The organism is Kiloniella antarctica (assembly GCF_042682825.1).
GTDB lineage: Bacteria > Pseudomonadota > Alphaproteobacteria > Kiloniellales > Kiloniellaceae > Kiloniella > Kiloniella antarctica.
Genome location: NZ_JBHUII010000013.1, coordinates 306240 through 332078, shown reverse-complemented (window position 1 = coordinate 332078; position 25839 = coordinate 306240). Strand labels below are relative to the sequence as shown.

The following is a 25839-nucleotide window of genomic DNA, read 5'->3' as shown; positions in this document are numbered from 1 at the left end:
TAATGATTTGATATTACTACTGAACTCATTCGCTATTACGCCTTAAGTCTATACTTGCGTAGGCTGGGCAGGTCATACTCACACGGATGACTTTACGGTACCGATGTTTGGCAACAATTCCTGCTTTATGTGGTATATCAGTGTCCAATATTATAAGGGATCCTGCAGTCCCTATTATGGGGATAGCCTCATTATCTAAGTAATGTAGATCGTTATTTATACTTTGAACCGAACCGCCCTCATTATGCCATTTTTTTCTTAACTGAAACGATTTTTTTTGCTGTCCTGGAACTACCCATGTTGGACCACAATCCTCATCAGTGTCAGATAAAAGGAAAAAGAACTTGAGCATATGTATTTTATCAAAATGTAGAGAATAAGGAAGTTCACTTGACTTTTTTGGTGTTTCGGTACTCTTAACATTAAAAATATGCTGTATATAAAATGTATCTTTATTATAGAATTTTTTGGCAAATTTCCTAATTGCAGGAGTTGTTACAAGTTCAATTTCAGCTGAAAATGGAGATCTTAGTAAGTGATTGTCAGATACAGCAATAGCATCCATGTAATCACGACAACCGTGTTCGTAGAAACCTTCGCCATATTCACGATCAATTATTTGGTCAAACTCATTGTTTAGCGGAAGCAAATTTTGAGCTGAAATGAAATCAGGTACAACACATACACCATATTTTTTTACTAATGTAATGATATTAAAAGTTGAATCAGATTTGTTAGCTACAAAATTCAATTGGTTATGCTCCAAATTAGCATGAGAATGATGGTCACGATTTTGATGAGTTAGGCATTATAGAGAAGTTCTTAATTAAGAATGTAAATTAAATTATCAGGTAGTAAAAGAGTACTATCTAACGATCTTTGTATTTTATATATGCTCTAACAGAGCTTCGAATGTCTCAAAGATACACAAACCCCAAGAGCTAATGTTTATGTTGTTCCCTGTTAGTGTAACCTGTTTGAATTAATCAGAAGAAAGCTTTATGATTTTTTGATGTTACTAAGGTGTTATTGATAGCATACGAATAAAAAAAATATGGGAGCTCGATCCTCATTTGTTAAAAATATTAATAAAAGTTCTCGACCTATTAATGGTACCGTTTGTTTTCTTTAGTGGACTGTTATTCAAAAAAGTTAGAATGATTGGGGTACGTAATTTACCTGCATGTAAAAGCGTCTTACTTAATATTGGGGTTTTTCCTTTAACAAATCACTACTATGAGCCGCAATTTGATATGCGAAATATAAAACATTCTTTTACTAAAAAAAGAAGTTTACCTGGCATTAAATGGAATATTCAAGAACAGTTAGAATTATGTGATCGTCTGATATATTCGCATGAACTTAAGGATGTCCCCAATAAAAGGACACAGATAACTGAATTTTATTTTAATAATTCGTTCTTTGAATCAGGAGATGCTGAATATTGGTACCAGCTAATTCGACTTAAAAAACCAAAAAAAATTATTGAAATTGGAAGTGGGAGTTCCACATTACTGGCACGTAAAGCCATTGCTAAAAACCAAAAAGAAGACCCCGGATATTCTTGCCAGCACGTATGTATCGAGCCGTACGAACGGCCCTGGTTAGAGGAAGTTGGCGTTACGATCATTCGATCGCCAGTCGAAGAAGTTGGGGTCGATTTTTTCTCTATGTTAGATGGAAATGATATCCTGTTTATTGATTCGTCCCATATAATAAGACCTGAGGGAGATGTTTTGTTTGAATATCTTGAACTTCTTCCTAGCCTTAAAAAGGGAGTTATTGTTCATGTTCATGATATATTTTCACCCCGAAATTATTTAAAAGAATGGCTATCAACGGATGTTGTATTTTGGAATGAACAATATTTGCTAGAGGCATTTTTATCGCAAAATGATAACTGGAAAATAATAGGTGCGTTGAACAACCTTCATCACGATTATTTTGAAAAACTAGCGAGTGTTTGCCCTTATTTAACTAAAGATAGAGAGCCAGGATCTTTTTATATTCAAAAAACTACTTGAGACATTCAGAGTATAATTATGTATTTTAGGTTTAGATTAATTCATGGGTTGCTAAGGTGCTTGTATTATTAAGATATGATGACTTGATCAATTATGTTTAACTACTTTTTACCATCGACAACGGTTACTCAATTATCGAAAATCTTGATATTTATTTGTGGGGTTTATATTCGTGTTTAGCATAAATCCTTATGAAAATAATGCTAATACAGTTAGTGAAAATCAACAGTCATTAAAGGCATTGGTTTCCCAATTCTCAGGTAAATCTAAACTTGTCATAAGTGATAAATTTCTTTCTAGTTCCGCATTAATTACTAATCTTAATACAGAAAAGGATAGGCTAGAAGAGTGGACTTTTTTATCTGTTGAAGAGAGTGATTTAGAAAATAAATTTAATAATCAAAAATTTCTTAGTGTAAAAGATCAGTTTGGAATTGTACCGCCATTTATGCCTTTGAAAAGCTATTGCCTTTTTCGCATGATGCTTCAGCTCAAACCAAACCTTGTGATTGTTGAAGGTAGCCCTGCATTGGGTTATTTCGCTTTATTATCTTCTAATCAAGGAAGCTTCCTCGCAGATACATCCTTTGTTCTTAATGAACCTATTTCATTGGCATACGTTCTTGAGAAAGAGAAACGTTTTCCAACGGGTAGAACAGACATAGAGCTAAATGCTATAGAAAAGGATGCTTTTAATCGCTATGATTTGGTGGTCGACAATTTGCCGATCCAATTTTTAGAATGGGCTAATTCGGCTGGTTGGATCCAGTCGAATGGTGTCTCAAATACTGGTAATGGTAACATTGTTAAGGAGCAACTTGCCACTAGCTTGTATAAGGGGGACGGAGCAAGAGATTTTACGTCAGGCCCACTAATATCGATCTGCGTTACGACCTTCAATCGCCCGGAATTATTGGCGCAGGCCTTGGAGAGCCTCGAACGCCAAAGTTACCGAACCTTTGAAGTCATTGTTATTGATGACGGTAGTGATCCTCAATATTTGCCATGTCTAAAGAAACTAGAAAAAGAGTATATTAAACTTGGCTGGAAATTTTATTATTGCAAGAATAAAGGCCCTGCAGCGGCTCGTAATTTTGCTGCAGGAAAGTCTAGAGGTAGTCATTTATTATTTATGGATGATGATAATTGGGCTCTTGTAAACGAACTAGCTTGTTTCGTCCAAGCTATTCAACACTCGAATGCGGATGTTTTCACTTGTATTCCTGGTTGGCATCCTAATTCAGATTTAAGTGCAGGTACAAGTGTTTCAATTCAAACAGAAGACCCCAAGTACCCTAATGTTTTTCTTGATTGGTTGCCTCTTGGTGGATATTCAGACCTTGGTGTGTTTATCAATTGTTTTGGTGATACAAATGCACTTTATAAAAAGGATGTTTTTGAAAAATTAGGAGGGTATAACGAGGACCGAACCTTTATTCTTGAAGATATGGAATTTTTCACACGTGTCGTAAATGAAGGGTATCGATTAGAAGTTGTTCCAGAGATTTTATTTCTTTACCGAAAGCATAAGCAATCTCGATCAGCTTTAGAACGGCCTATTTTTGTTTCTCAGCTTAATACTTTGTCGAGTTATTCAAAATTAGTTCCTGAGAAACTTTGGCCTTTGCTGATCTGCCTTAGAAAAGGGTTCTATGATCGACACGGGGAGATCCGCGATTTATTGAGCAATGAATGCTCTGTAGAAAAGGGGGAGTGGGTCGAATTAGAGAGAAAGAATAATAAGCTATCAATTTTCGGAGGCTCTTTTGAGGAAGTAGGCTGGCTACCTGATGAAAATTCAAAGCTATCTTTCACCATAGGTGATCCCGGGCGAAATTGCAGCTTACTTTTCGAGTGTTCAGGTCGCGGGATATTAGAGTTTTCTATTGCAGAAAAAAAATATTCTATTGTCCAACCCTCTGAGCAACAAAGCATAATTATGGAATGTTCTCTTTTTGCTGGAGCATTAAGTAGCAATGGAGAAACAACAATAAAATTCATTACTAATGTTGGGCTTTCCATTCATCGTTTTGCCGTAATGCAGTGAGAGATTTAAAGGTGGAAAACCAACAGAAGTGTAAAGACTATTTAATCCTGTGGGAAGATAAAGCCTCTTCAGAAATTATAGTTATGAGAAAGCTATATATCCTACTTGGTCAGGAACTTGATGCCCTTGGGGTTCTTGCAATTGGAAATAATCCAGAAAGTTTTGCGGAGATGAGGCTTTATAGCCAATCAATGGCTATAAACTATGAGCATTCATTTCAACTGATGCCTAAAAATATCTTTACTAAATCGTTAAATTTCATCCAACAGTTAGAAACAAACTATTGGAAAAGTGTGGTTGAAAAAGGAACGTTACAAACGTCGAGATTATCTGACACCAATAACGTTGACGGAAATATTGACTGCTTTGTCCCTAAAATTAAGGGGGTGCAAGGTCCTCATCGATTAGTATGTCACAGTCCAGAAGTCAAAAAATGTAAAATTTCAATAGAAGGTTCTACTAACAATTTATTTCTGATAAACCCAAAGATCTCAGGAAATTTAAACTTTTTCGAACGATTTGGCTACGTAACTCTTGGACCAGTATTTTGCACTTATGGCCTTTGGATTTTAGCACAAAATTCAAAGGCGCCATATTATGGATTAATGCGCGAGGGAAAATTTCTTAGTAATGTTGTCAGTGCTCTTGGTGGAACTATTGGAGGGCAAATATACGTTAGTCGGTTGACCTCAGTGAAAGCAGTTTTGGCTGATCCTAATGAAGAGGAAGCTTTGTTGAACTTTCTACTTCGAGGACGTAACGAACCTATTTCTTTGATTTCTGCGGCAAAGGTATTGGGAATTGATCAGATTGAAAAGATCCCGTTGCCACCTCAAACCCATATTTCCTCTGAAAATATCTCAAAAATTCTTCGATGGTTTGAGCAAAAAGAGGTGAAGGAGCAGCGGCTTACTGAAGCAAAAAAATGCCAAACTAATTTGATGCGACACCTCACTCAAGTAACTGGTGATAATATAACCGACCTTCATTTATTGGATATGGGGTACGCAGGAAATATATTGGCTAATTTAAGTAAAATATTCGCTTTTCAAAAAATGAAGATAGAATGCCGTGGTCGATTTCTTCTATCAAGCATTGGTGCTTTTTGGGCTCAGAGTAAAGGGTGTGAAATAAGGGGAAGCATTTCACAAAACGGGGCGCCCTTTGATTTCTCAACACTTTATTTTCGGACACCAGAGCTCCTTGAATTATGTTGCTCAGCAAAAAGCGGAACGACTACGGGGTATGATGATATGGGAAATCCTATTTGTGAACAAACGCCTTTTGGAGCGCAGCAGTATCAAGAAATTGAGCAAGTTCAAAAAGGAGTTTTGGAATTCATTCGAGATTGGAGAAAAGTGCAGCCTTCTCATGATCTTGGAAAGCTATATCATCATTCTATGGCCGAGGTATCCAGAAGTAGGATCACTCGACTGATAAGGGATCCAACTCTTGAAGAGGCCCAACGACTTGGTCGATGGCTGTATGATGATAATTTAGGTGTAAATAATTTAAGATGCCTTACTGAAAATCTTCGGGATAGTGATTCCCTGGTTAAATCGACACGCTCAGAACTTTATTGGCCACAAGCTTTGGAAAAACTACAAAAGCATGCGTAAAAGGATCAAATTACTAGAAGGTGCGATTGAAAAAGCGCAGGCCAAAGTTATTTCTATAGATGTTTTTGACACATTGTTATTACGAACTGTTCGTCCGGAGTTGCTTCGGTTTAAGGATTTTTCTCATTGCCAAGCTCAGTTGTCATTTTTCAATGAGGGTGTGAAACCAGAAGATCTTTATATAGCACGCTTAAAAGCCGGAAAATACTTATACGATAAAGCACGTAGAGGAATGGGAGAGTTCGAAGTCACCTATAAAGCTATTTTCGAAATGATATTTTCGATGGAAGATTGTTTAAAAAAAATAGACCGAGGAGTATTGCAAAGTTGTTTAAAATTAGAGTTGGAGCAGGAGAAAAAACAGTTATCACCTTGTCTGTATTTAAGTGAATTTTTGAAACGACAACAATCTCGTGGGCGAGAGATCGTTTATTGTAGCGATATGTACTTGGATGCAAAAAGTATAGGTTTTTTGTTAAAGGAAATTTTGGGTGATGATTTGTACGGGCAGGTAATCGTCAGTAGTGATTGGCAGAAAACTAAACGTCATGGGTCATTGTTTAAAGAGATGCTTATAGAGCTTGGCATCGTACCGGGACAACTTTTTCATATTGGGGATAATTTGCGTTCTGATGTTTTTGTTCCTCAAAGTTTAGGTATTAATACAATGTATTGGCCGCGATCATATGCATGGAGAATTTCGAGTACGATTTGGAAAAAAAGTTATGATTGTTATTTGAAAAGTAAAGCTTGAAAACGAGACACTTTAGAGAAGACTACCTGATGAAAGACCTGACATTTAAGCAGAGTAGTAAAGTTCTCGCTGATAGAGTGAAAGAGTATTGTATCCATCCCAATTTTCAGAAAAATTATGCGCCTGGCCTATTGGAACTACTCTATCAAAATTATTGATGACTTTTTTTTCCAGTAAAGATAATAACTCTGTATCTTCAAACCCGTAATAAGAAAGGGTTTGATCCTTACGAGTCAATAACTTGGAAATTTCGGATAATTTTTGGCAGTGAATTTCAATAAGAATGCCATTTCCAGTATGAAAATTTCTTATATTTTCAAGAATATTTGTCGTATTTTTTTTTAAGTGTAAGACTGATAAATTGTGGTTATTTTCTTTTAAAACACAGGTCGGTGATGTCGCCATCATAGAGTATAGGTCATTTTGTTTCTCTACAACATTGCCTAGGCTCATATTTGCAGAAATTTTTTCTTTTGTAGGGATTAAGTTTTTATATAATTTTTTTGAAGCTTTTTTTATTTCATCTTCTTGCCCAATCCAACAAAGAATTTTAGGAGATGAACATGCTTTTTGATCGAAGAGAAACACTTCATTCGAAAACCGATTGATGAAGTTCTCAAGGGAGCGGCCTGTCAGCTCCAAAAATGAATTAGCACGTATCGCGGCCCAGGAAAATCGGTCTGAAAAACTTATATCTGCGGCATTGGTCGCGAGAGAAATTTGGCGAATACTTCTTACTGTTTCATCGCCGCCCCAAATGATTCTTAAGTCACATTGTTGAGAAAAATATTCTGTAATTTGAGGTGAGTGGTCATAAGAAAAAATCTTTAAGTTATTGGTAATTAGTCTGAAATTTCTATCAGCTAAGATGCTACTTATTATTTCTATCAAGTAATATGAAATATTTGGGGCATTGGGGGATATTCTAATAACTGTCTGATTGCCGGTTAGAAGGCTAAGTGCCATGTGGTAACAAAAAAGAGTGCTTACGTTTGTGGGGGGGATTAGAAACACAGTCCCTTTTGGTCTTGTTATTTTTTTGTTTTTCTTTTTAGCTGTACTATCAATAGCCAATTGAGTGATATTTTTTTTTCGAAGCCAGAAAGCGAGTGCAGCAAGTTCCGGATCGGATGAAAATTTAGGTCCTGTCTTTATTCTCAACGATAGAGTTTCTAAAAACTCAATAATGATTTGAGAGAAGGGAGTAAGGGGCTTACTCCAAGAAAGTGGAGATTTGCGTAAATCTTTAATCGAATAATTTTTATGGGTCGGAATGTAGCTTACAATGTCGTTCATTTGCGAATACCAAACACGTGTGTATCACTACAACCTCTTACTTCAGCTTTTGGGGCACGACGGGTGACTTCAATTCCTCTGCCATGAACTCCTTGGCGAAGAATACCCATGTCGCTCGTCAAAATTGAGTGTCCTGGATAGCTTAGGGGGAGTAAGGATAACAATTGGATGAGCCCTTCTTCTCCAGGTGGTAAAGGGACGAGCGTAAAGGGATCTCTAATTATGACATCTGAGAAAACCGGCGGATAGAGAATGCCATCTGAGCCTTCTAGGTAAATACTGCCTATTTGTTCAACCATACCATAAAAATTATAACATTTAGAGAGATTGGTTTTACTAAAGAAAGCTGATTTAAACTCATCAGGGCTGACAGATTGCTCTTGCATTTTTTTCCAGCCGCCACTGTGGATAAGTATCCCATTTTTCAAATTGGTATGTGGAGGACATTTTTGTAAAAAATACATCCACGCCATAAAGGTGAACCCAAATATAAGAAATGGTTGTTTGGCGTGTTCTTCCAAAAAATGTTCTAGTAGATCGAGGTTAAGATTGTGGTCGTCATCGAGAGCAAAGCAGTATGAATGTCCAAATCGCATTAACCCCAGTACACCTGCGCCTCTTGCTGTAAGTGGCTTGGTTTTAATTGATGAGGGAGTATCGATAATCAGCATTGGTAATCGTTTATCGCCAATGACAGGTTTCAAGCTCTGTGTCAGGCCTTGAGATTGGCGTTTACTTGTTTCTTTATCTAAAAATATTTGGCTGGGTTTTTGCCCCGAAGTACTACTTGAGGCCAGAATAGTTACAATGTCTTCTGGGCATCGTATGCTATGGAGCTCGAGGTTTTTAAAAAGATTTACTGGAATAAATGGTATCTCTTCAAGTGTATGGCACTTACTTTGGGTGTAGTTGGTCGCCTGAAGAATGTTACGATACCCTGAGCACAATGATCTGTGATGCTCCGTGAGTCGTTTAAGCCCGTCAAGAAGCATTGCTTCTTGATTTTCGTGAGGGAAGGAGGAAGTCCTTTGATTTAGAAGATGACTTAAATTCATATCATCTCACTAAGAGCCTGATAGTCAAGCTTGTCAGAGGAGAGTCTCGGCAGCTGATTAAGTTGGTGAAACTTAACCTGCTGTCCAGGTATCTTATAAACTTCTGTTATCTCTAATTTGAGTTGATCAATCATCTCATGCCGGTCGATTGCTACGTGTAGAGTATTTTCTTTCTCAACCACCATACAAGGACAAATAAAAGATAAACGGGTTTGAATATCATCCATGTTAAATCTTAGGCCATAGAGTTTGGCAAAACGTTTTAACCGACCTGTAATATAAAGAAAACCTTCGTCATCTAAATATCCGATATCCCCTGTGGCTAGGCGAGATTGCATTTCGTCTGGTTTATAAAGATCTTCACGCCTTGATGCGTAACCCATCATGACGTTTGAGCCGATTAGTATAATCTCGCCATAATCGGAATTAATTGTAATGCGTCCAGCGCCTATAGGTCTCCCCACTGAGCCAAGTTTATTTGCGTGGTCTTTAAGGTTTAATGTCGTAATCCGTGGGGAGGCTTCTGTTTGGCCATAGAGAACATACAAATCCATGTCATCAGAAAGCTGTTCAAGAAGTTGCTCTTGGTCTTTTTCGCCTAAAGCCCCACCTGCGACTGAAAAGCGATTTAGGGAAGGGATGTTGAGGCGTTTGATTCCAAACTTGAGCAGTATTTCAAAATGAAACGGTACTCCGGGAAAATAATTACAATTATAATCTTTAATTTCTCGCCAAAATCTCTTTTCAATGATGCTCGATGATGTGACGACCGATGTCGCTCCAGCTAAAGCATGGCTGATTAAAACCGAAAGGCCATAAGAGTAATGTAGAGGTAGGTGTGCATAAGCACGATCTGTCGCCGAAATTTGCATCGAGTTGCAAATATCCTGACTGTTCACAGACAAGTTTTCTTCGCTAAGCTTTACGAATTTCATGGACCCGGTTGATCCGGAAGTGGGAAGGATTGCCCGTAGTTGAGCAGGGATTTTCCGTTGAGTATTTTCCTTAATGGAACAGATGTATAATTTTTGAGAATTGGGGTGTGGTTTGCGGTTATACCCAACAATGGGTGTGTTCGTTAGCTGGTCTGAAATAATAACATCAGGTGAAAATGTGGATCGATATTTTTCAAAAATCTCGGATTCAAGTGACGGATCAAGAAGGCATATTGTATTGTTCGAAGATAGTAAAGCTAAGGCCGTAGCTGCTGAAAAACAGCTGTTTGTTGCTTGTAGAAAGATTAAATTGCCATGAGGCTGAGGAAATAACCTAAGGAGGGCTTCTTTTAGCGCTGCAATACCAGTGTAGGAAATTCTATCCTCTGTTTCTGCGTCAATTATGGCAATCTTGGAGGCATGTTCTTGATAAACCCTGTTTAGGCATTTCAAACTCTTAGCCCCCCATCCACCTGAATGGTTTGACCTGTAACGAACGATGATAAATCACTAGCCAAAAAAAGAGCCGCTTTTGCTACTTCTTCTGGTAATCCCAAACGTCCAAGGGGAGTGTTTTCCAAATGCGCTGCTACTTTATTCTCACTGAGATGCTTTATCATATCAGTTTCAATTAAGCCGGGCGCTAAAGCATTCACGCGAATACCTTGAGGACCAAGTTCTTTTGCAGCAGATTTTGTGATTCCAATTACGGCAGCTTTAGATGCGGCATAAGCCGTTTGGCCAACAGCTCCTTCAATCCCGATAATAGAAGAAAGATTAATAATCGATGGAGCAGTACTTTTCCTCATCAATCTTGCTGCGAGCTGTAAACAGTGCAGGGTTCCAAAAGTGTTAACACTAAATATTTTATCGATGTTATCGGCGGAGATCATTCCGATTAGACGATCTTCAAGTACACCAGCATTATTGACCAGAAGATCAAGTCTCTTAAATTTTTTAAAAATGTCTCGAAACATTTGATCTATTTGGCTGTAGTCTGAAATATCAGCGGCTATAATAAGAGGAGTGATGCCCGTTATTTTCTTTATATCTTGTGCGGTTTCCTGGCAGTGATCTTCTATAATTCCATGAAGAATAACGTTAGCGCCATTTTTTGCAAAAAGATGGGCGATTTCTTTGCCGATGCCTCTGGAGGACCCTGTTACAAGAGCAATCTTGTTCTCAAGAAGCGCAGTCAAATCCATGGTCTCCCAAAATAGTGCAAGCCATCTCGAAGCAGTTCAAATCTAAAATTTGTTCAGTTTCCATGAGAATATCAAACTCGGTTTCAATGGCTGCAACTAATTGCATATGCCCAACCGAATCCCATTTTGGAAGAGTGTTGTATTCCAGTTTTTTGATTATCGAGACGTCGTCTATTTCAAGAACTGTTGAGAAGACATTCAGTAATCTTTTGTGCGTATGCATGATTTATAAGGCTAACAGTTTTGTCTAATCAATCTCGTGGCGAACACTATAGTCTTCAGTGTTAAATATATACTGCCATGCTTGCCGTTTTTCTGTATCAACAAAAAGTGGTGCACGTAAATTAACAGATTTTTTAATTTCGCCAGGCATACGACGCAATGTCGTTACGAGCATAACACCGAGGTTTTCAGGTGAGATTGAAAGTTGTTGAATTACGCTGGCAAGGTTTTCATCAGATATCAAGCCACTGGAAAGATCATATGGTTTTAAAATAAATGTAAGTTCTGCTTCGTCAACCGATTGCAATAACATAAAGCCATCGAGTACGGGGATTGGTGATACCGTGAGACCAAATTCCTTGTGCCCTGAAAATCCAACCATGCCTTGAGGCATTTTGATTGTTTTATCGCGATCGATTTCCATCACACCAAAGCGCGTCTTTAAGGTGATTATGTTATTTGTCACTTCTTCAGTCTTCGGCATTGTGATCCCGGCAAAATCCAGAGATTTAAAGTTAGGTTCTAAGTTCAACATAATGGTCTCTCCTGTCACAATAGGCAACCATGATTAACGAATAGTAAGCGTGAAATCACAAAGGCTTATCTAAGGTAATTTAAAAGTGTTATTTCATTGATCCTTGTCAGGCTGATATAAGAGGCCTGAAGCTGTACTTGATCGAATGCCAATCTACTCGTTGCTTCTGCCACATCAATGTCTTCAATTCCAGAAATTGTATTCTGAACATAGGTTTTGAAATCGGCATGTTTTTTCTCAGATCCTTCTAGTACAGAAAGCTGCGCTCCGATTTGGCTTCGGAAATCTGATACACCATCTAAAGACGTTTGCAGGGTATTATAGGCTTCTTGTAAGACGGTTTTATCATCATTCGCACCCGCATATTCAACATATGCTAAGCTACGTAGAAGTTGTTCAAATGCCGGAGCATCAGCCGTTATGCCGTAGGAAAGGGTGGCATCTTGATCAATTCTATTACTTAAGGTCACATTGTCACCTTGGTAGTAATCAAAGTCAGCGGTAAATGTCCCCGGTAACCCTGCTTGTGGGGTATATGCTGCGTCAGTAACGTCTACTGGAGGGGTGTCTGTCAAACTTCCTGCAAAAAGATAACGCCCTTCGTGTTGCGCGTTCATGAGGGCTGTTAATTCTTGTCTGAAGCTGATTGCAAATTGTTCAAACGGTATCTCCTCAATATTGGATCCGTTCAGTCCGTTTGCAACATCGCTTAACAGATTGGTGATCCTTGAAGCTATCGTCGACATATTGGAGTCCATGATCTCCAATCTTGTCTTTGTAGTCTGTATATTTTTCTCAAACTGTTCTGTTCTCACGTTCGAGCGTTGTAAGCTAGCCAATTCAAGGGCTTGAGAAGATATGTTTGTATATTGTTGGGTAACTTTTCCGCTCGCAATCTGAACAGTTCGGTCTGAAACCTTTGCCTGCGTTGTACCCATATTTGTTTGCAGGAGCTGATTTTGTGCATAACTTGAAACGCGGATCATCAATATTCTCCTTAAACGAGCTCAATAATTGTGTCGAGCATTTCGCCCGTAACGGTTATTACTCTGGCTGCTGCATTATAAGCGTTTTGAAAAATTACCAAATTTGCTAACTCTTCATCCATATTTACGCCTGACTCGTTTTGCATTTTGATTTCCAAGTCACCTGTCAAGGATGTTTGAAAGGCGAGAGAATTATCAGATGCTTGAGTAACCGTCGCGCTATATGAAAGCATCACCCCTGCATAGCCACTGAGTGTTGTAGATGTAGTGTCAGGGCCGTTACTTACACCTGAAAAAGTAAAATTCTTTTCGAATACTCCTGCGAGACCGAGTGCAACATCGTTGTTGCCGGGACCGAGAGCATAATTGGGTGGAGTGCCCGATAAACTCCCTCGAGAGATACCTGATGGTTGATCTACTAAATCGGCACGAACAATAATACCAGAGGATATACCTGTCTGGCTTCCTTGCCCGGCAACTGCAGGTACAGTTGATCCGAGTTGAGGGGTTACAAAAAGATCGTTTAGGCCAAAGAAGTTTGAAAATCCGTTGTAACTCTCGTCAACGGTGTCTCCATCGGCATCAAATTGCAGGATGGAATCGCCACCATTTGTTGCTGCGCCAGTATCTTTAAAAGCTAACCTGACATTACTGTTTAGTTTGATTTCTAACTGCCCATTGGCATCAAAAGCTGCAGACCCATTTGCGCCCAAAAATGTGTTGATCTGGGCTTGAACAGCCGCTGGAGTTGTTGCTCCTGCCGTAATGCTTCCCATCCCGCCGACCATTGCACCATTTGCATCAAGCAGAACCATGTTGACGTCGCTACCGATGGTAAGAGTTTGTGCTGTATTGGAGAAGCTTCTTGAACCTAATGTTGTCGCAGGATCTAAAGCGGCGGTACCTTTACCCATAGGAGTATTTGCACCACGGTTATGAACGCGATTTACTTCATCCCGAAGTTTTTCAGCCATTTGATCTAACTGATTGGTTACAGCTGGAAGTATCGTATCGCGTGCCTTAAATAGACTTTCGAGCTTTCCCCCGCCCATCCCAGAAGTCACATCGTTCGCAGTTGATGGATTGCCACCAGCATTAAGATGGATACCATCAAGTATCGCGGGGTATGATTCGTTCGCTGTTATTAACGTGGTCTGCCTAAAGGATAAATCAGCACTAAATCCACCACTAATTAAGGTGTGTCCACTTTTTGTAAGGATGTTGATTTGATTTTTTTCGGTCTGGAAATATTGGATATCAACATACTTGGCGAGCGTATTAATGGCTTGATCTCGTTTGTCTTCAAGATCCCCGATAGGCAGTCCCTGTGCTGATTGTCCAGGTATCGTGCCGTTAATCTCTGCAATTATTGCGATTTGAAGTTCCATATCAGCAACGGCTTTAGTGATTTCCTGGTCCGCACGAATACGTTCGTCTTGAACCGTGTTAGCCATACTTTGGATGCGGTCGGTAAGGGTGGTCGCACTGTTAATTGCTGTAAAAAAATTTGACGATATTTCGGGGCTGCTACCGAGGCGCTCCAAGGCTGCTGAAAAATTATCAATAATATCGCCGACGGAGTTTTTATTTGCAACCGTACCGAACATTTGTTGAATACGGGCCAAGTAGTTATTTTCAGTTTGAATTGAAGAAAGTGTTGATGTTTCTTCTCTAAAGTCACGCTGAATTAAGGTGTTAACATTTCGGCGAATTGTATCGGCTGTTACCCCGGAACCAACACCCGCAATGACTTGTGTTTCCTGAACAAGGACCTTGCGTGAGTAATTTGCATTATTCACATTTGCAAGATTTGTTGAGGTGACTGCCAAAGCACTTTGGTTAACTCTCAAGCCACTCAAGGCATTATTTAGCGCGACATTTAGAGACATTGTGTCCTCAATTCAGTGTTATAAACTTTTATAAACACACATTAACTAGAGGCATTGGTTCAAATGCATCGGAGTAGAGGTTTGTGCCGATTGTGCTGATTGAGCGGCTAAGACACCTGTTTGTGAGTAACTGGTGCTATTTTTACTTTTTTGTTGCTGGACAGCTTCTACAACAGCTTGCATCAAACGCTCATTACTCGTTTTGGCAGCAAGTAATGCAGTTTCGTTTTCTTTGACGGTTACGTTCAGCTGCTGGATGACATCCCGTAATTCGCTTTTAAGCAAAGGATCCAAGTGTTTCATGAAAGAAGGATCATTTCTTAGCGTAGAGGTGCCTTGCTCGTAAGCATTTACAAGAGTTAGTTTCTCTTGTTGAAGCAAGCCCATTTCCTTTATCTGCATCGCGCGAAGAAGCTCAACTTCACGAGTCATGACAGAGACAAGACCTTTCACAGTCGCAATTACACTGTGAACGTTTGTTTCAGGAAATTCTTTCGTTTTTAAGCCTGTAGACATTTAAACCTCCTGTAGCTTGATAATTTCGCGATATACGGCATTGGAAATTCCAATTCCGCCAGATTCTGAGAGCTGTTTTCCGTACTCTTGAACCATGAGAGAGCGAAACATTCTCTCACCTTGTCCACCACCCATTGGACCGTCCGTTGGGAGGCTTTCAAAGATTGGGGAAAGCATTTGAGAAATAAAGACAGCTTCAAAGTCTTTTGCTGTCGCCATTGCGGCTTTCTCGTCTTTTGGATTAACATTTGCGAGGGCATTTGCTTTACTGGCAAGTGAACCACTTAATGCGTTATCCATATATGTGCTTGAATCTATATTCATTACAGTAACTCGATATCTGCTTGGAGAGCGCCGGCGGCTTTGATGCTTTGTAAAATAGCAATCATATCCCTAGGGCCAACGCCCAAGGCGTTCAAGCCGCTGACAACTTCTTGTAAGGTAACGCCAGAAGGCAGAACTGCGAGGCGACGATCGCTATCGTCTTCGACCTGGATATCAGTGCGATCAACAACTTCTGTATTGCCAGTATTTGAGAAGGCATTGGGCTGACTGACCTGAGGTGTTTCTGTAATTCGAATTGTTAGGTTACCTTGGGCAATGGCAACAGTACTGATACGGACATCATTACCAATGACAATGACGCCAGATTTTTCATCGATGACGACTTTGGCTGGAGTGTCTACGCTTACCTGTAGTTGCTCAATGTCCGTTAGCATTGCAACAGTGTCGCCTTTGTAGCGCTCTGGTACTTTTAGCTGTACAGTTGATGGGTCTGTGCTGACAGCTGGATTGCCACCTAGCTTTGCATTGATAACCTGTGCGATGCGGCGAGCAGTCGTTAAGTCTGGGTTTCTTAAGGCAATTTTGATGCTTTGCAATTCTTTTAAGTCGAAATCAATTTCTCTCTCGACAATTGCCCCGTTGGAAATTCGACCGACAGTCGGAACCCCGCGGGTGATCGTTTCAGCGTTCCCTGCGGCGGCAAAACCATTAATGGCGACAGGCCCTTGCCCCACGGCATATACTTCTCCATCAGCACCCATCAATGGGGTGACGAGTAAGGTACCACCTTGAAGGTTTTCGGCAGTTCCAATTGCAGAGACTGTTAAGTCAATGCGTGTTCCCTGGCGGGCAAAGGGGGGCAGGTTGGCAGTGATCATTACCGCAGCAACATTGTTTGTATCTAGATCATCGTCACGGGCATTAACGCCAAGTCTCTGTAAAACACCGATGAGGCTTTCACGGGTGAAAACAGCGTCATCAATATCATCTCCAGTGCCGTTAAGGCCAACAACCAAGCCATAACCAACAAGCAAGTTGTCTCTTATGCCTTCAAAATTTGTAATATCTTTAATGCGTGATTGGGCAGAGGCTTCTTCAACAGCAACTGTATGAAGCATAAACAGGGCGCCAATTAAAGCGACTGTTCTGCTCAAAACATTTTGGTTGTTGAATAAACGCATTTTACTACTCACTTATATGTTTGGCTTCGGTAAAAGTTTTTTTTCATAGCCATTACCATTGTTCACTATACGTTATGCGAATTTCGTGCCAATATAGGCGGAGCTTGACGAATGGCTTGGAACGGCCACTTTTAAAGTGAAATAGTTTTGCTTCTGTCTCTCTGCTGGGTAACAATGGATGTACTTACTTGGTAAAATTTGCCGAGATATGGTTACATTTTTCAGATAGTTGTCGTTCTTGCAGAAACGGAAAATAAGATGGACACAAAATGAAAATAAGAACGGGTTCTTCCGTAACACCAGCATCCGGTGCGCGTTCCAAACGCAAGGCGAGTGGTGCTTCAGGTAGCTTTAGCGATGCCTTGGAAGCTGGCGCTGGTGAAGCGTCATCTGATGCATCAGGTGTAGCTGCGGCAGCTGGATTAGGCGGCTTGTTGTCTATACAAGAAGTGCCCGACGCGTTGACTGGAAAACAGAAAGCAAAGCGGGACGCGGAGGACATACTTGATGAATTGGAAGAATTGAGGATCGGTCTTTTAATGGGTTCTATCCCTGTTTGGCGCTTGGAAAAGATCGAATCGCTTGTTGCCAGAAAGCGAGAACAGATTAATGATCCCCGACTCCTTGACGTTTTGAACGAAGTTGAGGTCCGAGCAGCTGTTGAGCTGGCAAAGCTGGGTCGTTAATTCATTGTTTTATATGATATTAATTGATAATTGAATTAATTTTGCAGGACAAACTTGTCGTTGCACTTAAATCGCATATACTGCACGCCGAAATTGCTAATTTATGGGGGTTGCCATGACTATACCTCTTCCACTCGACTATCGTCCAAAAGAAGACGAAGAGTTTATGAATCCGGTCATGCTGGAGTTTTTCAAGCAAAAGCTTTTGGCCTGGAGGGAAGAACTGCTAGCTGAATCTTCTGCAACGTTACAGACGCTTCAAAACGAAACGTTTCAAGAGCCTGATCTCGCAGATAGGGCTTCCTCTGAAACAGAACGTTCTCTTGAACTTAGAACGCGAGACAGAGAACGTAAGTTGATCGGAAAAATTGATGAGGCTCTTCGTCGTATAGACGAAAACGAGTATGGGTTTTGTGAAATTACTGGCGATCCAATCAATATTAAAAGACTTGAGGCGCGTCCAATCGCAACAATGACACTGGAAGCTCAAGAGCAACACGAACGTATGGAAAAAGTCCACAGAGACGACTAAGAAATGCCTGATCTATAAAATTGGGACAGAGATTAAAAAAATAAAGGCCAGCTAAGTTATTTTAGCTGGCCTTTATTTTTTGTGGAATTCCCCTGGATTAGAACGGGAAGATAATATCGTACAATTGCTGTCCGTAACGGGGTTGCTGTACATCACTCAGTTGACCGCGACCACCATAGGCAATCCGTGCTTCTGCAATCTGATCATAGCTAATGGTATTTGTCGAGGTAATGTCTTCAGGGCGGATCATACCTGATACAAGTAGCTCTCTGACTTCAAAGTTGACACGAACTTCCTGACGTCCCGAAATTATCAAATTTCCATTGGGCATAACCTGAGTAACTAAAGCGGCAACACGAAGGTTGATCGTTTCTTCCCGGTCTACGGTGCCAACACCTTTGGATGCACTCGTGCTTTCTCCATCAACAAGAGAGCCCGCGTCTAAGTTATCATTGAAGATACGACCGAGTTCGGTTTCGTAGCCAAGAAAGTTAGTCAGGCCAGCACCTTCGGCATTTGCTCTGGTTCTTTCTGTGGTGTTTGAGACTTCAGCTTTATCGTCAATTGTTATGACGACAGTGAGCAAATCTCCAATTTCATCAGCCCTTTGGTCCTTTAGGAAAGCACGAGACCCCGGTCTCCAGAGAGAGTTTGGTTGTCTTGAAGCGACCTGTGGAGCCGGCATTGGCAATGAAATGGGTTGTGGCGGTGCAGGGCTTTCAATTTTACTTAACTTTGGAGCTTCCCCAATTTCTGAGAGACGAGAAATTGCATTGCACGCTGTTAGGGAGAAACCCAGTAAACCGACAACGGCGAACTTTGTTATGGAGGATTTTGTAATATGCAACATTTCAGAAACTCCTTAGTTACCTGTGATGGTTTGGCTGATAAGGGAAACTGTTACCAGTCCCGAACCCGTAACCGTGCCATTGACGATGGTATTTGATTGGGTATTCATTAAGCGGATTACCTGCCCCACTGCTCCGCTTTCCAAGGCCCTTCCTTGAGCTCTTAATATAAGAGGGCCGCTGTTTAAGAGCATGGTGACGAGGCCATTTTTATTGACGGCTTTTGGGGTATCTAAATCACTTGTACGGATGATAATTTTGTCTTTTATTGAGTGTTTTGGTGTCATCCCAATCAGACCATCCAGATCAGTGATGGCATTTTTGTTTAATTTTGATTCTTCGATTGTGATCCAGTGAATATCCTGTGGTCCGATAATGTCGCCTTTAGAGAGCCGGTTTCTGAGAACGGGAACATTCACCATCTCTATCAGGTTACCAGATATAGCTTTTGTAATGTAGGATTTACCCGTTGCCGGGATAACAATTTGAGCTGTAAAGCGCTTTCTGCCTGGGCGGTAGCTGACGTTTTCGATACGTATGGTTGCGTCAACTTCTGCTGGGATGTGAAGGTCGCGATCTTTTCGATCAAAAACAATTTTCTTTCCATCAGTTAAGTCACGCTCAAGTAGCGCGCTTTCTACAGAGTTACGGATAGTGACCGCGTCGATTAACTGGCTCTCACGGGTTACAGATGCGGTATCTAAATGAGAGTTCGGCTGCCAATTAACTTCGTTCTGTTGGGCGAGTGCCCACAGCCATCTTGCTGAAAGCTCGACGTCTTGTCCGAGTGCGGGAGATCGCGCAATAGGTTTTTTATCTTCTTCGTTCAAGCCAGAGAAAATATCATTTAGGTATACAATATCACCTCTTATAACGATGTCTTTATTCAAGTTTACAATTGGCGGTACTGAAGCAACTTCTGTATCGGCCAAACTGAGCTGACTTGTTAAAGTGAGACTGGCGGCGAGTAGAAGAGTTTTTACGATTTGCATTGCTTATCTCCTTGGCTCGCGATTATCTGATATTTGTTACAGAGCGCATCATTTCGTCTGCAGCGGTAATGATTTTTGAGTTCATTTCATATGCACGCTGAGCTGTGATCAAATTTGTAATCTCTGATACAGCATTGACGTTTGATGTTTCCAATGCACCTTGAAGGATGGTACCAAATCCAGTTGATGTTGGAGTACCTGTAGTTGCTGATCCGGAAGCGGGAGTCTCAAGGAAGTAGTTGTCTCCGATGGCCTCTAGACCTGCTTCATTCGGGAAAGTTGCTAAATCAAATTGGCCAGCCAAGGTCGAATTAACCTGTCCGTCAAGTTTGATATACACTTCGCCAGATCCGTTGATAGAAACAGAGACAGCGTTTGTTGGGATGTTTATTCCAGGTTGTACGGTGTAACCATCAGGTGTGACAATGTCGCCGTTTGGTGATAATTGAAAGGCACCGGCCCTTGTATATCCTGTTTCTCCACTCGGTAATTCTACATTGAAATAACCTTCACCATTAATGGCTACATCAAGAGAATTATCGGTGATCTGCATTTCGCCTTGACCCGTGATACGGTAAGTCGCGGTTGGTTTTACACCAAGACCAATTTGAATTCCTGTTGGTACAATCGTACCAGTATCAGACGAGTTCGTCCCAACCCGACGCAAATTTTGATAAAGAAGGTCTGAGAATTCAGCCCGTTGGCGTTTAAAACCTGTCGTATTTAGGTTGGCAATATTATTTGAAATAACTTCAACATTTAACTGTTGGGCCAGCATTCCGGTTGCACCAATATTTAACGCTCTCATCCTACTGCTCCTTTAAGTCCGAGTACTTGCAAGGCTTTGAATTGCCTTAAGTTGTCGGTCATGTTCTTGCTTGATAAATTTGGCCATTGATTCGTAACCGCGTGTAGTATTTATCATTCGGGTCATTTCAATAATGCCTTGGACGTTGGATCCCTCTACGGCACCCTGAACAATCTCTCCGGAAGCCTCGTCAACGGGTTCTTGGTTTTCCGCCAGGCTATATACGCCACCTGCTTCCTTAACAAGAAGTTGTTCATTTTCAAAACTGACCAGCTTTAATTTCCCTGCGGTACCGGCACTCGATGTAACTGTGCCGTCGCGGGTTATTGAAATATCAGTAGCATTACTTGGGATTGAGATGGGTGCATCCCCATCGCCGAGTACGAGGCTTCCTTGGGAAGTTACAAGCTCGCTATCAGTATTAAGCTTGAAAGAGCCATCACGGGTGTAGCGGGTATTACCATCGTTCTCGACGACAAAGTATCCTTCACCTGAAATTGCAACATCCAGAGGATTGCTTGTCGTATGAAATTGCCCCTCGGCAAGGTTGCGTACCAGTCGTAAATCTTGAGTGAAGCTAAGTCTTTCGCCTGTTTTTGTTTTGTTGAGGTGCTCAACAAACATCATGCCTTCGTTTTTGTAGGCATTAGTGTTCATGTTGGCGACATTGTTGGCAATAATCGACATCTGACGACCAAGGGCCATTTGTCTTGAAAGAGCTATATAACTGGGGTTTTCCATCCTGGATACATCCTTACCATCTTGGGTTTCCTCGTTATCAATGCAGGATGCGTGCCAATCATTAAGGCGTTGGTATCGCTGGATGTTGAGGAGGGAGAGGTTTTACAGGCGTCCGAATTTGCTCTGGTGGTGGTAAACTATTTCCTTCTATAGGTAACTTTTTCCTCGAGTTCATTATTGTGGGAGTTTAGGGGGGCAAAATTGATAAAGTGCGCTGGGAATAGCAAATTTAAGGTGCGAAGTTTCGGGAACAAGATTTAGGGGGACATCATTGTATTGACTTTCGGGGATCGAGTTGGGTGCATCAAGCTGTTGCCTTGGGCGAGGTTGAGCAGATATTAACACTTTTCGAGTATACTCCTTTCCGTTACAAAGCAGTTGATAAAGGAATTATATTTCATATTCGATCTTTTTACTCTTAAGTAATTGATTTACAGTGCTTACTACTTAACGACTTTTTAACCATCTTGCCCCCTTATTATGAGGGGAATATTCCAACTGGAGGCGTGAAATAACTTATGGCTGATGAATCTGCCGGTGGCGATGAAGAACTCGAGGTTGAAGCTCGCCCGAAAGGGGGGATGTCTGGTAAAAAGCTCGTCATTTTCTTTATACTGCCTTTTCTTCTTATTATAATTGCAGGCGCAGGGGCTTATTTCACCGGAATGTTGGACTCTCTACTTGGTAAAGAACAACCTGTTGAAGAAGAAGTTATAGAAGAAGTTATACCTGCTCACGGTCCCGCTGCTTTTTATGATGTTCCAGAATTACTGGTAAACCTGAACTCATCAGGAAATAAAAATCACTTCCTGAAGATTACAATCAGTCTGGAACTTGAATTACAGACTGATATACCCGCAATTGAGGCAGTTATGCCACGCATTGTTGATAATTTTCAGGTATACCTCAGAGAGTTGCGAATTGAAGACTTAAGCGGATCCGCAGGTATTCAGCGTTTGAGGGAAGAATTATTACTCCGGGTAAATGCGGCTGCCGCTCCGGTCAAAGTAAAAGATGTATTGTTTCAGGAAATGCTGGTGCAATAATCTATAAGGTAGAAAATGGCTGACGAAACGGAAGAAGAAGTCGACCAGGAAGCCATGATGGCCGAGTGGGAGGCCATGGCTGACGAAGATGGGGAGGATGCTTTCGACGCTGTCGATGACGCTCCAGGGGGAACCCGTGTCCTTGATCAGAACGAGATTGATAGTCTTCTAGGTGTCGATGCTGGCGATGATGACGGGGGAGATAATTCGGGAATTCAAGCAATTCTCAACTCTGCATTGGTCTCATACGAACGCTTGCCGATGCTGGATATTGTCTTTGACCGCTTGGTCAGGATGATGTCGACATCTTTGCGTAACTTTACTTCCGATAATGTTGAAGTCAGCCTAGACAATATTACCTCAGCTCGATTTGGTGATTATCTCAATTCCATTCCTTTACCAGCAATGTTGACAGTGTTTAAGGCGGAAGAGTGGGATAACTACGGTCTTATGACTGTTGATTCTGCTTTAATCTATTCAATTGTTGATGTGTTATTGGGGGGACGTCGAGGTACCGCTGCAATGCGGATTGAGGGTCGACCTTATACGACTATTGAACGCAATTTAATTCAGCGCCTTGCGCATGTTGTTCTTGCCGATCTTTCAAGTGCTTTTGATCCTCTATCTCCTGTAACATTTCGTTTTGACCGACTGGAAACAAATCCCCGGTTTGCGACAATTGCGCGGCACGAGAATGCGGCAATTGTTATTACACTTCGCGTCGATATGGAAGATCGGGGAGGTCGGATCGAACTGTTGATACCTTATGCGACGCTAGAGCCTGTTCGTGAACTGCTGCTTCAAATGTTCATGGGAGAAAAATTCGGACGTGATTCCATTTGGGAAGGCCACTTAACTGCGGAATTATGGCAAACGGATGTGTCTATCCTCGCGGTATTAGAGCAGGTAAATGTATCACTAGGCGAGGTGATGGACTGGAAGGTTGGCGATACTATGGACCTTACTGTAACGCCAGAATCTCTTGTTGAATTGCGCTGTGGTGATGTCTCCATGTTCAAGGGAAATATGGGGCGGAAAAGCGGTAATATTGCAGTAAAAATTGCAGACAAAATTATTCGTGATGACGGTGAGTAGATGATGCTAGATCTGTCCAATATCGAACTCGGTTTTAATATACTGGTCGCTATACTGTTAAGCGCTACGATTGTCTATGCGGTGATACTTAACAAAAAGCTTGATGCGTTGCGTGAAGCAAAAGCTGAAATGGAAGGGCTTATTCGCTCTTTTGCTGAGACGACGGCCAAAGCTGAGCAAAGTTTAGCTGAATTCAAAATTCATGCATCTAATACTGGTGTTGGCTTAGAGAAAAATACAACAAAAGCTGATGGTATACTATCTGATTTGAGTTACCTAGTAGATAGAGCTGAAGTTGTCGCCGATCGCTTGGAGAGTGATTTGGGATTGGCGCGTAAACAATCGCCGAACACACTTTTGCCTAAAGGAGTTCAGGCAAAAGCGACCCAAAAAAATGATCCCCAATCCTCCTCGATGGTTTCACCTAACGAGGGGAGAGGTATTGGAAAAGAAAATATGACTGAAAAGAAGAATGCTGGGAAAAATAAAAAAAGCAAAGAATTATCCCCCGCTGCTGAAGATCTTCTTAAGGCCTTAAAAGGCATGCGCTAAAGGAGGATAAGTTATGCGTTTATTACCCGTTCTTGTTGCTGTTTCTTCCATGGCCCTGTTTGTAAAGGTTGGCGGTGTTTGGGAAGGATTTAATCAGTCAGGCGAAGCCTTTGCTCAAGCAGCTGAAGAACCTCAAGTCGAGGACGATCAAGCCAAAGCCGAGGATACTGCTGAGAGCGTTGAAACTCCAGCCAGTACAGAAGAAGATCAAACAGCAAGTGCAGATCAAGAAGAAACTAAATTACCTAAGATCCAGGGATTGGAAGCTGATCCTTTTTCGATGACAGATGAAGAAGTCGAACTATTACAGTCTTTATCTGCAAGGCGCGAGCAACTTGAGGCACGCGAAAGAGAATTTGAACAAAGAGAAGTCCTGTTACTGGCAGCTGAGCGACGGATTGATGAGAAGATTGCGGAGCTTGGAAAACTACAAAATACAATCGAAGGGCTCATTGTACAGCATGATGAGCAAAGCGATACTCAGATGACCAGTCTGGTTAAAATTTATGAGAGTATGAAGCCAAAAGATGCGGCACGGATCTTTGAAGAATTGGATATGATTGTTTTGTTGGATGTCGTTCAGCGAATGAAAGAACGTAAAACGGCACCAATATTAGCAAGTATGAATCCAAAACGCGCGAAAGAAATTACACTGGAACTCGCGCAAAGACGTGACTTACCTATAGCTAAAGAGTAGGCGAATCCTCTTTTAAACATTATGGTTAATGGCTTAAGCCGTAAAATATAGTATTGTAATTAGCTCTGTACCCATTGAGGAACGGGGCTTTTTATTTGAATAAATAAAATTTTCTAAAATTAATTACCTAAGATCTTGAAAAGCTGTGGTTTGTTTACACTGCGTTAATTCTATGCTGATAGCTTAAAATCACGAATTAAGTGAATGTGTGTACAAGAGAGATAGTTAAGGAGTTGCCGATGTCGGATGTCGACATGAATATGCCAATCCTCATCGTGGATGATTATAAAACCATGTTGCGTATTATTCGCAATTTGCTCAAACAACTGGGCTTCAACAATGTAGATGAAGCTACAGATGGAAGTAGTGCTTTACAAAAGTTACGTGGTAAACAGTACAGTCTTATCATCTCTGATTGGAATATGGAGCCTATGAGTGGTCTTCAGCTTCTAAAAGAGTGTCGGGCAGATGCTCACCTTAAGGATTTATCCTTTATTATGGTTACGGCTGAAAGTAAGACTGAGAATGTCATTGCTGCAAAACAGGCCGGTGTTAACAATTATATTGTTAAGCCATTTAATGCTGCAACCCTCAAAAAGAAGTTGATTGCAGTACTCGGTAACTTCTAAAGGATTGTGGTATGGCCGATATGGTCAGGGAAGAATTACTCGCAAAACTTCAAGCTTTTGATAGCAATAAGGAAAATGCTAATTTAGAAGGGCTTGTTGATAGTCTTATGCAAAATATCGGTGATGATGTTGTAGAAACAAACCATAAAATTTTAACTGAGATTGGTTCTGTGGCAAGTTACATTCACGATACTAAAAGGCAACTTGCCTCTTTGCGGCCGGACGAAATTAAGAGTGATTATCTCCCGACAGCGGCTGATGAACTAGATGCTATTGTGGGGGCCACAGAACAGGCTACCCACAATATCCTCTCTGCTATGGAGCAGCTAGAAGAACTTGCCGAAACCTTAGAAGATCCCATTGTTAATGAAAAAATAAATGGGGCGGTTACGCAGGTTTATGAAGCGTGTAGCTTTCAGGACATTACAGGGCAGAGAATATCGCGCGTTGTAAATGCTCTCCAACATGTTGAACAAAAGGTCGATAAGCTACTTCAAGCTTTTGGTGATGATGTTGTTTCAGAAGATACAACTGGTAGCAAACCCACCCCGAAACGTGCAGATGGCGTCAATCGACCTGATGAAGATTTGTGTAATGGTCCTCAAATGGACGGAAAAGGTGTTAGCCAAGATGACATTGATGCTCTCATGGGCTTTGATTAGTT

The 25839-nt window shown here is 41.1% G+C and carries 27 protein-coding genes; 12 read left to right on the top strand and 15 right to left on the bottom strand.

The genetic code is table 11. From position 1 onward, the window contains the following. Positions 1–25: 25 nt before the first annotated feature. Positions 26–751, bottom strand: coding sequence for a phytanoyl-CoA dioxygenase family protein (locus ACFSKO_RS20170; RefSeq protein WP_380255075.1), 726 nt, complete (start codon positions 749–751; stop codon positions 26–28). Between the two features lie 322 nt (positions 752–1073). Here ACFSKO_RS20170 and ACFSKO_RS20165 point away from each other — a divergent pair, with 322 nt between their 5' ends. From ACFSKO_RS20165 to ACFSKO_RS20150, 4 genes are all read left to right on the top strand, one after another. Then, on the top strand, positions 1074–2024 hold the full coding sequence (locus tag ACFSKO_RS20165) for a class I SAM-dependent methyltransferase (protein ID WP_380255073.1): 951 nt from the start codon (positions 1074–1076) through the stop codon (positions 2022–2024). A gap of 172 nt (positions 2025–2196) precedes the next feature. Further along, positions 2197–4071 carry a glycosyltransferase family 2 protein gene (locus ACFSKO_RS20160; protein WP_380255071.1) on the top strand — a complete coding sequence of 625 codons (1875 nt, stop codon included), beginning with the start codon at positions 2197–2199 and terminating at the stop codon, positions 4069–4071. 11 nt (positions 4072–4082) lie between these two features. After that, on the top strand, positions 4083–5690 hold the full coding sequence (locus ACFSKO_RS20155; RefSeq protein WP_380255069.1) for a hypothetical protein: 1608 nt from the start codon (positions 4083–4085) through the stop codon (positions 5688–5690). After that, the gene (locus tag ACFSKO_RS20150) at positions 5683–6444 is read left to right on the top strand and encodes a hypothetical protein (protein WP_380255067.1); all 762 of its coding nucleotides are present in this window, start codon (positions 5683–5685) and stop codon (positions 6442–6444) included. The genes ACFSKO_RS20155 and ACFSKO_RS20150 overlap by 8 nt, the downstream gene beginning before the upstream one ends. A gap of 45 nt (positions 6445–6489) precedes the next feature. Here ACFSKO_RS20150 and ACFSKO_RS20145 read toward each other — a convergent pair whose 3' ends face one another. The 10 genes from ACFSKO_RS20145 to ACFSKO_RS20100 form a co-directional block, all read right to left on the bottom strand. Continuing rightward, positions 6490–7740: an aldehyde dehydrogenase family protein gene (locus ACFSKO_RS20145; protein WP_380255065.1), complete on the bottom strand. Its 1251-nt coding sequence runs from the start codon at positions 7738–7740 to the stop codon at positions 6490–6492. Next, positions 7737–8795: a LuxE/PaaK family acyltransferase gene (locus ACFSKO_RS20140; protein WP_380255063.1), complete on the bottom strand. Its 1059-nt coding sequence runs from the start codon at positions 8793–8795 to the stop codon at positions 7737–7739. Before ACFSKO_RS20140 ends, ACFSKO_RS20145 begins: the two co-directional genes overlap by 4 nt. Next, a complete protein-coding gene (locus ACFSKO_RS20135; RefSeq protein WP_380255061.1) occupies positions 8792–10183 on the bottom strand; it encodes an AMP-binding protein in 1392 nt (463 codons plus the stop codon). Before ACFSKO_RS20135 ends, ACFSKO_RS20140 begins: the two co-directional genes overlap by 4 nt. After that, positions 10180–10935: an SDR family NAD(P)-dependent oxidoreductase gene (locus ACFSKO_RS20130; RefSeq protein WP_380255059.1), complete on the bottom strand. Its 756-nt coding sequence runs from the start codon at positions 10933–10935 to the stop codon at positions 10180–10182. Before ACFSKO_RS20130 ends, ACFSKO_RS20135 begins: the two co-directional genes overlap by 4 nt. Positions 10936–11182: 247 nt before the next feature. Further along, on the bottom strand, positions 11183–11692 hold the full coding sequence (gene fliW / locus ACFSKO_RS20125; RefSeq protein WP_380255057.1) for a flagellar assembly protein FliW: 510 nt from the start codon (positions 11690–11692) through the stop codon (positions 11183–11185). A 65-nt stretch (positions 11693–11757) separates the two neighbouring features. Next, complete coding sequence (locus ACFSKO_RS20120) at positions 11758–12678, bottom strand: flagellin (RefSeq protein WP_380255055.1); 921 nt, start codon at positions 12676–12678, stop codon at positions 11758–11760. 11 nt (positions 12679–12689) lie between these two features. Next, a complete protein-coding gene (gene flgK, locus ACFSKO_RS20115) occupies positions 12690–14567 on the bottom strand; it encodes a flagellar hook-associated protein FlgK (protein WP_380255053.1) in 1878 nt (625 codons plus the stop codon). A 45-nt stretch (positions 14568–14612) separates the two neighbouring features. After that, positions 14613–15083 (bottom strand): hypothetical protein, encoded by a 471-nt coding sequence (locus tag ACFSKO_RS20110; RefSeq protein WP_380255051.1) that lies wholly within the window; start codon positions 15081–15083, stop codon positions 14613–14615. Continuing rightward, positions 15084–15407 (bottom strand): rod-binding protein, encoded by a 324-nt coding sequence (locus ACFSKO_RS20105; RefSeq protein ID WP_380255049.1) that lies wholly within the window; start codon positions 15405–15407, stop codon positions 15084–15086. Beyond that, complete coding sequence (locus tag ACFSKO_RS20100) at positions 15407–16549, bottom strand: flagellar basal body P-ring protein FlgI (RefSeq protein WP_380255047.1); 1143 nt, start codon at positions 16547–16549, stop codon at positions 15407–15409. The genes ACFSKO_RS20105 and ACFSKO_RS20100 overlap by 1 nt, the downstream gene beginning before the upstream one ends. 269 nt (positions 16550–16818) lie before the next feature. Here ACFSKO_RS20100 and ACFSKO_RS20095 point away from each other — a divergent pair, with 269 nt between their 5' ends. Continuing rightward, the gene (locus ACFSKO_RS20095) at positions 16819–17235 is read left to right on the top strand and encodes a flagellar assembly protein FliX (protein WP_380255045.1); all 417 of its coding nucleotides are present in this window, start codon (positions 16819–16821) and stop codon (positions 17233–17235) included. A gap of 115 nt (positions 17236–17350) precedes the next feature. Beyond that, a complete protein-coding gene (gene dksA, locus ACFSKO_RS20090; protein WP_380255043.1) occupies positions 17351–17767 on the top strand; it encodes an RNA polymerase-binding protein DksA in 417 nt (138 codons plus the stop codon). A 97-nt stretch (positions 17768–17864) separates the two neighbouring features. On the opposite strand, the gene flgH is transcribed toward dksA, so the two are convergent. Genes flgH through flgF form a run of 4 tightly spaced genes read right to left on the bottom strand, consistent with a single transcriptional unit; the run spans position 17865 to position 21156 of the window. Further along, positions 17865–18617: a flagellar basal body L-ring protein FlgH gene (gene flgH / locus ACFSKO_RS20085; RefSeq protein ID WP_380255041.1), complete on the bottom strand. Its 753-nt coding sequence runs from the start codon at positions 18615–18617 to the stop codon at positions 17865–17867. Between the two features lie 12 nt (positions 18618–18629). Further along, entirely contained in the window at positions 18630–19607 is a 978-nt protein-coding gene (gene flgA / locus ACFSKO_RS20080; RefSeq protein WP_380255039.1) for a flagellar basal body P-ring formation chaperone FlgA, read from the bottom strand. 22 nt (positions 19608–19629) lie between these two features. Further along, a complete protein-coding gene (gene flgG / locus ACFSKO_RS20075; RefSeq protein WP_380255037.1) occupies positions 19630–20415 on the bottom strand; it encodes a flagellar basal-body rod protein FlgG in 786 nt (261 codons plus the stop codon). A gap of 12 nt (positions 20416–20427) precedes the next feature. Continuing rightward, on the bottom strand, positions 20428–21156 hold the full coding sequence (gene flgF, locus ACFSKO_RS20070) for a flagellar basal-body rod protein FlgF (protein ID WP_380255035.1): 729 nt from the start codon (positions 21154–21156) through the stop codon (positions 20428–20430). A gap of 518 nt (positions 21157–21674) precedes the next feature. Here flgF and ACFSKO_RS20065 point away from each other — a divergent pair. The 6 genes from ACFSKO_RS20065 (at position 21675) to ACFSKO_RS20040 (ending at position 25837) form a co-directional block, all read left to right on the top strand. Continuing rightward, a complete protein-coding gene (locus tag ACFSKO_RS20065) occupies positions 21675–22202 on the top strand; it encodes a flagellar basal body-associated FliL family protein (RefSeq protein ID WP_380255033.1) in 528 nt (175 codons plus the stop codon). A gap of 15 nt (positions 22203–22217) precedes the next feature. Beyond that, positions 22218–23297 carry a flagellar motor switch protein FliM gene (fliM, locus tag ACFSKO_RS20060; protein WP_380255031.1) on the top strand — a complete coding sequence of 360 codons (1080 nt, stop codon included), beginning with the start codon at positions 22218–22220 and terminating at the stop codon, positions 23295–23297. Further along, a complete protein-coding gene (locus ACFSKO_RS20055; RefSeq protein ID WP_380255029.1) occupies positions 23298–23849 on the top strand; it encodes a DUF6468 domain-containing protein in 552 nt (183 codons plus the stop codon). A 13-nt stretch (positions 23850–23862) separates the two neighbouring features. After that, on the top strand, positions 23863–24546 hold the full coding sequence (locus ACFSKO_RS20050; protein ID WP_380255027.1) for a MotE family protein: 684 nt from the start codon (positions 23863–23865) through the stop codon (positions 24544–24546). A gap of 239 nt (positions 24547–24785) precedes the next feature. Continuing rightward, positions 24786–25175, top strand: a complete 390-nt coding sequence (locus tag ACFSKO_RS20045) for a response regulator (protein WP_380255025.1) — start codon at positions 24786–24788, stop codon at positions 25173–25175. Positions 25176–25186: 11 nt separating this feature from the next. After that, positions 25187–25837: a protein phosphatase CheZ gene (locus tag ACFSKO_RS20040; RefSeq protein ID WP_380255023.1), complete on the top strand. Its 651-nt coding sequence runs from the start codon at positions 25187–25189 to the stop codon at positions 25835–25837. The last annotated feature ends 2 nt before the right edge of the window (positions 25838–25839 follow it).

Excerpts from the sequence above, each read along its gene's own strand:
- ACFSKO_RS20150 (WP_380255067.1), top strand. The coding sequence starts at position 5,683 with ATGCGTAAAAGGATCAAATTACTAGAAGGTGCGATTGAAAAAGCGCAG.
- ACFSKO_RS20145 (WP_380255065.1), bottom strand. The coding sequence starts at position 7,740 with ATGAACGACATTGTAAGCTACATTCCGACCCATAAAAATTATTCGATT.
- ACFSKO_RS20140 (WP_380255063.1), bottom strand. The coding sequence starts at position 8,795 with ATGAATTTAAGTCATCTTCTAAATCAAAGGACTTCCTCCTTCCCTCAC.
- ACFSKO_RS20130 (WP_380255059.1), bottom strand. The coding sequence starts at position 10,935 with ATGGATTTGACTGCGCTTCTTGAGAACAAGATTGCTCTTGTAACAGGG.
- fliW (WP_380255057.1), bottom strand. The coding sequence starts at position 11,692 with ATGTTGAACTTAGAACCTAACTTTAAATCTCTGGATTTTGCCGGGATC.
- ACFSKO_RS20120 (WP_380255055.1), bottom strand. The coding sequence starts at position 12,678 with ATGATCCGCGTTTCAAGTTATGCACAAAATCAGCTCCTGCAAACAAAT.
- flgK (WP_380255053.1), bottom strand. The coding sequence starts at position 14,567 with ATGTCTCTAAATGTCGCGCTAAATAATGCCTTGAGTGGCTTGAGAGTT.
- ACFSKO_RS20110 (WP_380255051.1), bottom strand. The coding sequence starts at position 15,083 with ATGTCTACAGGCTTAAAAACGAAAGAATTTCCTGAAACAAACGTTCAC.
- ACFSKO_RS20105 (WP_380255049.1), bottom strand. The coding sequence starts at position 15,407 with ATGAATATAGATTCAAGCACATATATGGATAACGCATTAAGTGGTTCA.
- ACFSKO_RS20100 (WP_380255047.1), bottom strand. The coding sequence starts at position 16,549 with ATGCGTTTATTCAACAACCAAAATGTTTTGAGCAGAACAGTCGCTTTA.
- ACFSKO_RS20095 (WP_380255045.1), top strand. The coding sequence starts at position 16,819 with ATGAAAATAAGAACGGGTTCTTCCGTAACACCAGCATCCGGTGCGCGT.
- dksA (WP_380255043.1), top strand. The coding sequence starts at position 17,351 with ATGACTATACCTCTTCCACTCGACTATCGTCCAAAAGAAGACGAAGAG.
- flgH (WP_380255041.1), bottom strand. The coding sequence starts at position 18,617 with ATGTTGCATATTACAAAATCCTCCATAACAAAGTTCGCCGTTGTCGGT.
- flgA (WP_380255039.1), bottom strand. The coding sequence starts at position 19,607 with ATGCAAATCGTAAAAACTCTTCTACTCGCCGCCAGTCTCACTTTAACA.
- flgG (WP_380255037.1), bottom strand. The coding sequence starts at position 20,415 with ATGAGAGCGTTAAATATTGGTGCAACCGGAATGCTGGCCCAACAGTTA.
- flgF (WP_380255035.1), bottom strand. The coding sequence starts at position 21,156 with ATGGAAAACCCCAGTTATATAGCTCTTTCAAGACAAATGGCCCTTGGT.
- ACFSKO_RS20065 (WP_380255033.1), top strand. The coding sequence starts at position 21,675 with ATGGCTGATGAATCTGCCGGTGGCGATGAAGAACTCGAGGTTGAAGCT.
- fliM (WP_380255031.1), top strand. The coding sequence starts at position 22,218 with ATGGCTGACGAAACGGAAGAAGAAGTCGACCAGGAAGCCATGATGGCC.
- ACFSKO_RS20055 (WP_380255029.1), top strand. The coding sequence starts at position 23,298 with ATGATGCTAGATCTGTCCAATATCGAACTCGGTTTTAATATACTGGTC.
- ACFSKO_RS20050 (WP_380255027.1), top strand. The coding sequence starts at position 23,863 with ATGCGTTTATTACCCGTTCTTGTTGCTGTTTCTTCCATGGCCCTGTTT.
- ACFSKO_RS20045 (WP_380255025.1), top strand. The coding sequence starts at position 24,786 with ATGTCGGATGTCGACATGAATATGCCAATCCTCATCGTGGATGATTAT.
- ACFSKO_RS20040 (WP_380255023.1), top strand. The coding sequence starts at position 25,187 with ATGGCCGATATGGTCAGGGAAGAATTACTCGCAAAACTTCAAGCTTTT.